The sequence below is a fragment of the Vibrio sp. 10N.222.54.A3 genome, assembly GCF_041474095.1.
In the GTDB taxonomy this organism is placed as follows: Bacteria; Pseudomonadota; Gammaproteobacteria; order Enterobacterales; family Vibrionaceae; genus Vibrio; species Vibrio crassostreae_C.
Map to the genome: position 1 here is coordinate 1 of NZ_JBFRTN010000139.1, position 7,765 is coordinate 7,765.

The following is a 7,765-nucleotide window of genomic DNA, read 5'->3' on the forward strand; positions in this document are numbered from 1 at the left end:
GCCATGCTCGGCGCACAACTAAAAAGGAGTGAATCAATCACTCCTTTTTTAATATCAATCAGTCTTAGTAAGACTAGATGTTAACTATCTTTGAGCTCCGAGAAGCTAGAGTTGCATCGTTACGATAAGGCACAACGTAAGAATTGCCTTCTTCAGGATGAACGATTTGGTAGTACTGAGGTAGGTTAAAGTTAATCAACTTAGACGACATCTTCGACTCATCTTTTACCGATGTGTAGAAAGAATTCACGCTCGCGATCATCTCATCTTTTTCACCGCTGTATTGGTGATACACCTCAACTTGATTCGATTCGTCCAATACATAAATATTGAAGCCCTTGTCGGTATCTTCGAAGAAGAACTGAATCAAACCCTCGCTCGCAAAACCATCCACCACTTCTGGCAGTTGATACTCTTGCTCTTTATCGAGCATCAGTAAAGGTGAGCCTTTGAGCTTATTGGTTGAGATGCTACGGTAGAAATCGACCGAGTTTTCCAACATCTGTACCGACACACCACGACGTTCGAAGAACAGACCAAACATCTTATTAGCTAAACGAATAGCCTTAAAGCGGCGGCGCTTCTCGGGTTCAATCGGTTTCAATCGTAAATCGATACACTCAGCAAGCAGTTGATACACCATGTTACGCATCACACCACGCAGGTTTTTGCTGTAACAGAACACATCAACCGATTCTGGCGGTAAAGCATCTTGGTGCATTTTGCCAAGTACCGTCTTCAGCGCATCCAGCATTGCCGTATCACCTTGGAAATGCAGCGTACGTACTTCATGCCAAGAGTTACGATAAACTAAGTCGACACTGCCGACTAAGCTCTTACCTTCCTCACCAAAGCTGAAGATATCGGCGTTCTTGAGGTCCACTTTTAATGCACGACCACTTAATTCAGACGTCGGGTCATTTTCAAAGTTGATGAACATCGCTAGCTGGCTTATCTCACACGGGCTCGCCAGTGCTTGCATACTTGGGCGACGCTTACGCAAAGAAAACGTATTACGCAGGTCGCTCACCATTTGATAGAACTTATCGATATCGATGTGAGCGTCACGTACCACAGAGTGCAAACGCGTCGACTCGGTAATCAAGCCATTAAAAAACGACCATGCTACCAACTTACTCAAGTACTCATGGTGTTCAAGAGAAGGCTGACCAAGAATGCGGTGTGCAACCAGTGGCTGCTTATACAAGTACCAACCGGCTTTATTCGACTGACCCTGACGAACTTCGATGAAGCTCAAATCTGGTTCGTGCAGGTCTGGAGAGATTTGCGGGTTCAGTAGCGTCACTTTGCCCGGCAAGACCTCAAACGCAGCGTAAAGCTTACGTGCCAAGATGCTGATATCTTGTGGACTGATTGCCGAAGTGATGTCGTTACGACGCGCAAATTGAATCAGATTACGATAGCTCAGCATCAAGGCATCAAGCAGTGCATGGTGCACCACTTTAACCTGCTCAACCTTCCAGTTACGGCGGTTATCAAGCTCAGCAATGGTTTCATGTCCCCAATTCCAAGATTTAGTCATCTCAGTTAAGGCTTCACGACGCCACGCAACAGAACCAATGCCCGCATCTCGTGACAACTTCTCGTGGGTCTTAAGGTAGAAACAGCGTCTCACCAAGTCCAATCGAGTGTGGTCGTTAATGCGTTCTAGATAGCGCGTTACCTTCTCAAGCATCAGATAGTAGCTATCCATGCCATACAGATCAGGTTCATCCGCGAAGAAGCGACGCTTGGTATCAATACTCAGCAGTTGGGTATTTGGGTATTCCCATGAATAGGCTTCTAACAGGATCGCCTTCAAAACCGATTTATACGGTGAGTCGATACTCTTATAGAGCTGCCACAGGTTTGAACCAAAGTACTCTTCAGCAGGAATACGATTCAGCTTGCCGAAATCGATCCACTGCGAGCAATCAAGGTAACCATCCTGACACAAGCCTTGAACATACTCGTCGTAACACTCTTCCATTTCTGGCGGAATGATTTGCCACAACAAACGTTGACCAGCCAAACGAACCGCAGAGCGATAGAACTCATCAAGCAGTAATAAGTGCTGTGAAGAACCACAGTTATCGCCTGTCATCTCTTCTGAATGATTCGAACGGAAACGCTCTTCATCCATCAAGAAAAAGTTCGCTTCTACTCCCAAGGTTTCAGCCCAATCGGTAATCAGCAAACACTTGTTGGTTAGGCTATCGCGAGATGCGCCGTCCATATCCGGGGAAACACACACCCAAATATCAAGATCACTTGAAGTGCTTTGACCAATAGAAGAAGTACTACCCATGGTGTACAAACCAAGGATTGCAGGTTCATCCGTCTCGGTGAGTTTGCCACCCAGCGTTAATTCGGTATCAGAGACAAATTGCTTTTGGAATTCATTAAGCGTGAAGCTACGAATTCCAAAAGGAACTTGTTGGTCATAATAACCAGGCATCATCGGGTGATTGAAGTGAAGCAGTGCGGGAATAAGGTTGAATACTCGCTGGCCTTGCACATTCATCAACGCCAACGCACGATCAATGCGCTGCTGATTTAGATTGTCTAATCGTTGAATCAAAGTTTGAGTGTAAGCCTGCAAGGTAAGTCCTTGGTTTGAGGTTAAGTGCAGTTCTGTTTAGTTACTGAACGAAAGGAGCAACAAAACGTGATCAATTTAACACTTTTACCCTTAATGGTAAAGCAAAGGAACCCGTCATACTGGTCAATTCCTTGATGACAGAAAGTTAAACTCACGGCGCCGTAGTGTCCTCTTTATTGACTATTTCTAATAATAGCCCATGTTTCAAATGAGATACCAATCACACTATTTTGGTGAACTCATGAAAATCTCTCAGCTATCAAAGTATGGAATGATCAAACAGTAAGAATTCTCGCCTCATAATGGTAGGATTAGGCTATTACAGAACCTATATCGGAAACACCATGACAAATTCAGCACCAATCCGTATCGCGACCAGAAAAAGCCCTCTTGCCCTTTGGCAGGCATACTTTGTAAGGGATGCACTGCAAGCTGCTCACCCTGGTTTAGAGGTTGAGTTGGTAACTATGGTGACCAAAGGTGACATCATCCTCGACACTCCGCTTGCTAAAGTGGGTGGTAAAGGACTGTTCGTTAAAGAACTTGAAGTAGCAATGCTAGAAGGTCGTGCTGACCTAGCCGTTCACTCAATGAAAGATGTACCTGTCGACTTCCCTGAAGGTCTAGGTCTGGTAACGATTTGTGAGCGCGAAGATCCGCGTGACGCTTTCGTATCAAACACTTACAACAACATCGACGAACTCCCACAAGGTGCTGTCGTAGGTACATGTAGCCTGCGTCGCCAATGCCAACTGTTAGAATACCGCCCTGACCTCATCATCAAAGAGCTACGCGGCAACGTTGGAACTCGTCTAGGTAAACTCGATGATGGCCAATACGATGCGATCGTGCTGGCTGCTGCAGGCCTTAAGCGTTTAGAACTAGAAGAACGTATTCGTAGCTTCATCGAACCAGAACAGTCTCTACCGGCTGTCGGCCAAGGGGCTGTTGGTATTGAATGTCGTCTAGATGATGAACGTCTAATCAAGCTTCTTGAGCCGCTGAATCACAAAGACACGGCTGATCGCGTACTTTGCGAGCGTGCAATGAACCTTACTCTAGAAGGTGGTTGCCAGGTGCCTATCGGTAGCTATTCACTATTAGATGGCGACAACATCTGGCTACGTGCATTAGTTGGTGAACCGGACGGTTCTAAGATGGTTCGTGGTGAGATCTCTGGTCCTCGTAAAGATGCAGAAGCGCTTGGCGTGACTCTAGCAAATCAATTGCTAGATGATGGTGCAAGAGAAATCCTAACCAAGCTCTACGCTGACCAAGAATAATCATGACAGTGTTGGTGACTCGTCCCGGTTCAGAGGGACAATCGCTTTGCCAACAACTAGCGGATGAAGGGGTTCAAGCAATCCATCATCCGCTGATTCGTATCGTGGATAATCCCAACTCTGCGGATTTAAGCACCCAGCTTAATAACAGCGATATCATTATTGCAGTCAGTCACCACGCCGTGACCGCTGCCCAAAGCATCCTTTCGAAAACCTCCTCCATTTGGCCCACTTCGCCGCTTTATCTTGGCGTTGGTCAAAAAACTGCGCACGTTTTAAGCAAAGTCTGTAAACAAAAAGTAAACTATCCTCAAGTTAGTGATAGTGAACATCTTCTTAAACTTACTGAACTTAATGGCGTAGAAAATAAGTCCATTTTGATACTACGTGGTAATGGTGGGCGTGAGCTCATTAGAGATTCTCTACTCAATCGAGGTGCACAAGTCTCTTATTGTGAGACCTACCGTAGAGAATATATTCCTATTAGCGACCACAATACCTATCAAACATGGATAAACAAAAAAACGTCCAAAGTTGTCATCACTAGTCAGGAACAATTGGAGTATCTCTGCTCAATTACCCCTGATGAGTATTTGGCTTGGCTTTCAACAAGACATCTATTTGTCCCAAGCCAGCGCATTGTAGAACGAGCACTGCAACTCGGTTTCTCGAATGTGACCAATACTCACAGTGCTACGAACCAAATATTACTGGCTGCTCTCCGGCCCTAGCTAGAAACAGGAAATAAGCATGACAAGCAAAAAAAATAATGAGCATATTGAACCTGAAAAGAAACAAGATACTCAGCCAGTAGTTGTTGAAAACGAAAAAGCTGACTCTACAGAGACAAAACAACCTGAACAGAAGCTTGATGCCTCTGCTTCAAATACCGCTAAAAATGAGCAGCCTCAAGCTGAGCATAAAGAGCAAATAGAGAAAGCAGAAAAGCAAGGTAAGCGCGGTGTCAAACTAGGCGCTATTGCGATCGCTATTTCAATTATCTTCAGTGGCGGTATCGCATTTCAAATGCAGCAAAAGAGCGCTGAGTACTCAGCTCAAATCGCCGCTCTTCAAGCTCAACTGCAAAATACCCAATCTGCGGTAAATAAAGACCTACAAACCATCAAGCAAGAGACTATCCAAGAAGCCTCACACGCGGTGGAGAAAACTCAGGTCGTGCAATCTCAACAGCAGAAGAGCATTCAAAGCCTGCAGTTAGCAGTGGCTGACGTGAAAGGTCGCCGCCCGAATGACTGGTTGCTTGCTGAAGCTGATTACCTTGTGAAACTAGCAGGACGTAAACTGTTCCTCGAGCATGATGCCGTTAGTGCAACCAAACTAATGGAAAGCGCCGATCAACGTATCGCCGCACTGAATGACCCAAGCTTGGTCTCTCTTCGTCAATCAATGACCAATGACATTACTAAGCTTCGCACTATTCCTCTTATCGACCGTGATGGCTTAGTTCTACGCATCACAAGCCTACAACAACAAGTCGATACGCTGCCGCTTGCCAATGCAATCCTGCCTGAGGCTGCCGCTGTTGAGAAAAAAGCCGTATCTCAAGATATTAATGACTGGCAGAACAACCTGATGACGTCGATGAAAGACTTCTCAGAAAACTTCATTACCTTCCGTAGTCGTGATGGCGAAGTTATCCCTCTACTCTCTCCTGAACAACACTTCTACCTGCGTGAAAACATCAAAGGTAAATTAGAAACCGCGATTCGCGCCGTCTACAAAGAACAAGGTGAACTCTATAGCGCAGCTCTTAATACCGCTAGCGAGTGGTCGAAAGCGTATCTAAACCAAGATAACAACTCAGTGATTGAATTTGAGAAAGCGATTAAACAGCTAAGTGAACAGAACATCTCTGTGAAATACCCTGTAAAGCTTGAATCTCAAAATGAGTTGTCAGATGTGATACGTGAGCGCCTACGTCGTGAAGTCACCGTTATGACCACGGAGGAAAAATAATGATTCGTTGGATTTTTCTTTTTCTCGTTCTAGGTGCTGGGTTAATTGTTGGTACTCAGTTCTCTGGTCAACAAGGCTACGTTCTGATCTCAATTGCGAATAAGACTATTGAGATGAGCGTGACAACACTGGTTATCTTTGTCATTGCTCTTCTAGCGGCTCTATTCGGCTTAGAGTACCTATTTAAAAAGCTTATGTACGCAAGCTCGACAACTTGGAACTGGTTCAGTGTTCGTAAGCTGAAACGTTCTCGTCGTTATACCAATGAAGGCATTATCAAGCTACTTGAGGGTGACTGGAAAGGCGCTGAGAAGAAAGTAACTCGTTGGGCTAACCATCACGACATGCCTCTACTTTGTTATTTAGTCGCTTCTCAAGCGGCACACGAACAAGGTAATACAAGTGAGCGAGATAAGTACATCGAGCTTGCTAGCCAACAGGACGACTCTCTACTAGCGGTTGAGCTAACTAAAGCTAAACAGCAAATCAGCGAGTCAAACTACGAAGCTGCATTCGATACACTTTCGACCCTAAAAGGCACATACCCTAATAACACTGCTGTACTTGGCCTGTTAAAAGCCACTTACTTGCAACTGAAGTTATGGCAGCCATTGCTAGAGTTAACTCCTAAATTAGTTAAGAACAAACTTCTAACAGCTGATGAGCAACGTGAATTAGAACAGAAAGCACAATGTGGGCTACTTCATGATGTGGCACAACAGCAAGGTAGCGAAGGTTTAATCAGCCATTGGAACAAGCTTTCAAGAAAACAGAAACAAAGTTCGCACCTTGTATCCTGCTTTGTGAAGCAACTTATCGCTCGCAAAGCTGACTCAGAAGCCTTCACTGTGATCAAAGAGAACATTGCAAAGAGTGGGTCAAATGAACTCTACATGTTGCTTCCAGAGCTGAACTTATCCGATCACCACCCAGTAGTGGTCATGCTAGAACGTGCAATTAGTAAAGACAGTGGTAATGCCGAAGCACACAGCGCGCTGGCTCAGTTCTACTTAAGAGAGCAGAAGTGGGCGGAAGCACAAAGCCACTTCGAAAAAGCCCTAGCACTTCGTTCAAATGTTTCAGATTACGGATACCTATCTGACGCACTAGAGAAGCAAAACTTGACGAAAGCAGCTCACGAGGTTTCTCGTAAAGCGCTCGCTCTAGTTCAACCAGCTTAATTTAAAGTGTCTCAAACTAAGCCGATGCCTAGCATCGGCTTTTTTGTATCTGTTACTTATCCATAGATAACTTCTACAATAGCTATAAACCAAACTCATCGAACCCTTACCTGCCCAATACCAACTAACCATGAAATTGCTCAACTGGGCTTCTCAAACACACGGAGAACGACTTTAGTTGTGTCTGTACGTAGTTTTACCATTCTTATAAACAAGTCCTTATAAGAGGTTCGAGAGGAGTCATAGAGAAAAGTGATACCTTGAAGTTCAAGAACAAATGGAGATCAGCTTGAGAGAAGGCGCTTAAAGATATTTACCCGCAGACAGATGCCCACTTAAAGTCACGTTGAATTAACAATTAAATAGCCATCAACGTTCCAACTATAAACCGTTATAACCGGGGAGTTCACGTAACTGCCTGTAGATTAATCTATTAAGTAGAGGGAGATAGCAAGAGTTACCGACCAACAAAACCTTGTTATTAGAAACGAGGCATCTTTATCAGCCAGTTCAAATTAGTAGGAGATAGAGCTCTCAAGACGCTCAGGAAAAGTTAATCAACGAACCAATAGCCACAAGTATAAACTTACGTAATCAAGCGCTGCTAGAGAGAGCAGAGCTTAATAATAAGTGTCGGAATATCAGAGCTCGTGATCAACGTAAAGCGCCTCTACAAACTCTGAGACGAATAATAAGACTCATACCAAGCGCTACAGACCTTC

5 protein-coding genes are annotated in these 7,765 nt (G+C 44.6%); 4 read left to right on the forward strand and 1 reads right to left on the reverse strand.

What is annotated here, in order from left to right; translation table 11 throughout:
* Window positions 1–73 precede the first annotated feature (73 nt).
* Window positions 74–2,602, reverse strand: a complete 2,529-nt coding sequence (locus AB4507_RS21740; protein WP_017066755.1) for a class I adenylate cyclase — start codon at window positions 2,600–2,602, stop codon at window positions 74–76.
* A 344-nt stretch (window positions 2,603–2,946) separates the two neighbouring features.
* Here AB4507_RS21740 and hemC point away from each other — a divergent pair, with 344 nt between their 5' ends.
* Genes hemC through AB4507_RS21760 form a run of 4 tightly spaced genes read left to right on the forward strand, consistent with a single transcriptional unit; the run spans window position 2,947 to window position 7,043 of the window.
* Window positions 2,947–3,885 (forward strand): hydroxymethylbilane synthase, encoded by a 939-nt coding sequence (gene hemC / locus AB4507_RS21745; protein WP_048610790.1) that lies wholly within the window; start codon window positions 2,947–2,949, stop codon window positions 3,883–3,885.
* Window positions 3,886–3,887: 2 nt separating this feature from the next.
* Window positions 3,888–4,616 carry a uroporphyrinogen-III synthase gene (locus tag AB4507_RS21750; protein ID WP_137001939.1) on the forward strand — a complete coding sequence of 243 codons (729 nt, stop codon included), beginning with the start codon at window positions 3,888–3,890 and terminating at the stop codon, window positions 4,614–4,616.
* Window positions 4,617–4,635: 19 nt separating this feature from the next.
* Entirely contained in the window at window positions 4,636–5,862 is a 1,227-nt protein-coding gene (locus AB4507_RS21755) for a uroporphyrinogen-III C-methyltransferase (protein ID WP_065584265.1), read from the forward strand.
* Window positions 5,862–7,043, forward strand: a complete 1,182-nt coding sequence (locus tag AB4507_RS21760) for a heme biosynthesis protein HemY (RefSeq protein ID WP_017061005.1) — start codon at window positions 5,862–5,864, stop codon at window positions 7,041–7,043. The genes AB4507_RS21755 and AB4507_RS21760 overlap by 1 nt, the downstream gene beginning before the upstream one ends.
* Window positions 7,044–7,765: the final 722 nt, after the last annotated feature.

What these genes read in the sequence shown, in the direction of transcription:
- hemC (WP_048610790.1), top strand. Translation starts at nt 2,947, where the DNA reads ATGACAAATTCAGCACCAATCCGTATCGCGACCAGAAAAAGCCCTCTT.
- AB4507_RS21750 (WP_137001939.1), top strand. Translation starts at nt 3,888, where the DNA reads ATGACAGTGTTGGTGACTCGTCCCGGTTCAGAGGGACAATCGCTTTGC.
- AB4507_RS21755 (WP_065584265.1), top strand. Translation starts at nt 4,636, where the DNA reads ATGACAAGCAAAAAAAATAATGAGCATATTGAACCTGAAAAGAAACAA.
- AB4507_RS21760 (WP_017061005.1), top strand. Translation starts at nt 5,862, where the DNA reads ATGATTCGTTGGATTTTTCTTTTTCTCGTTCTAGGTGCTGGGTTAATT.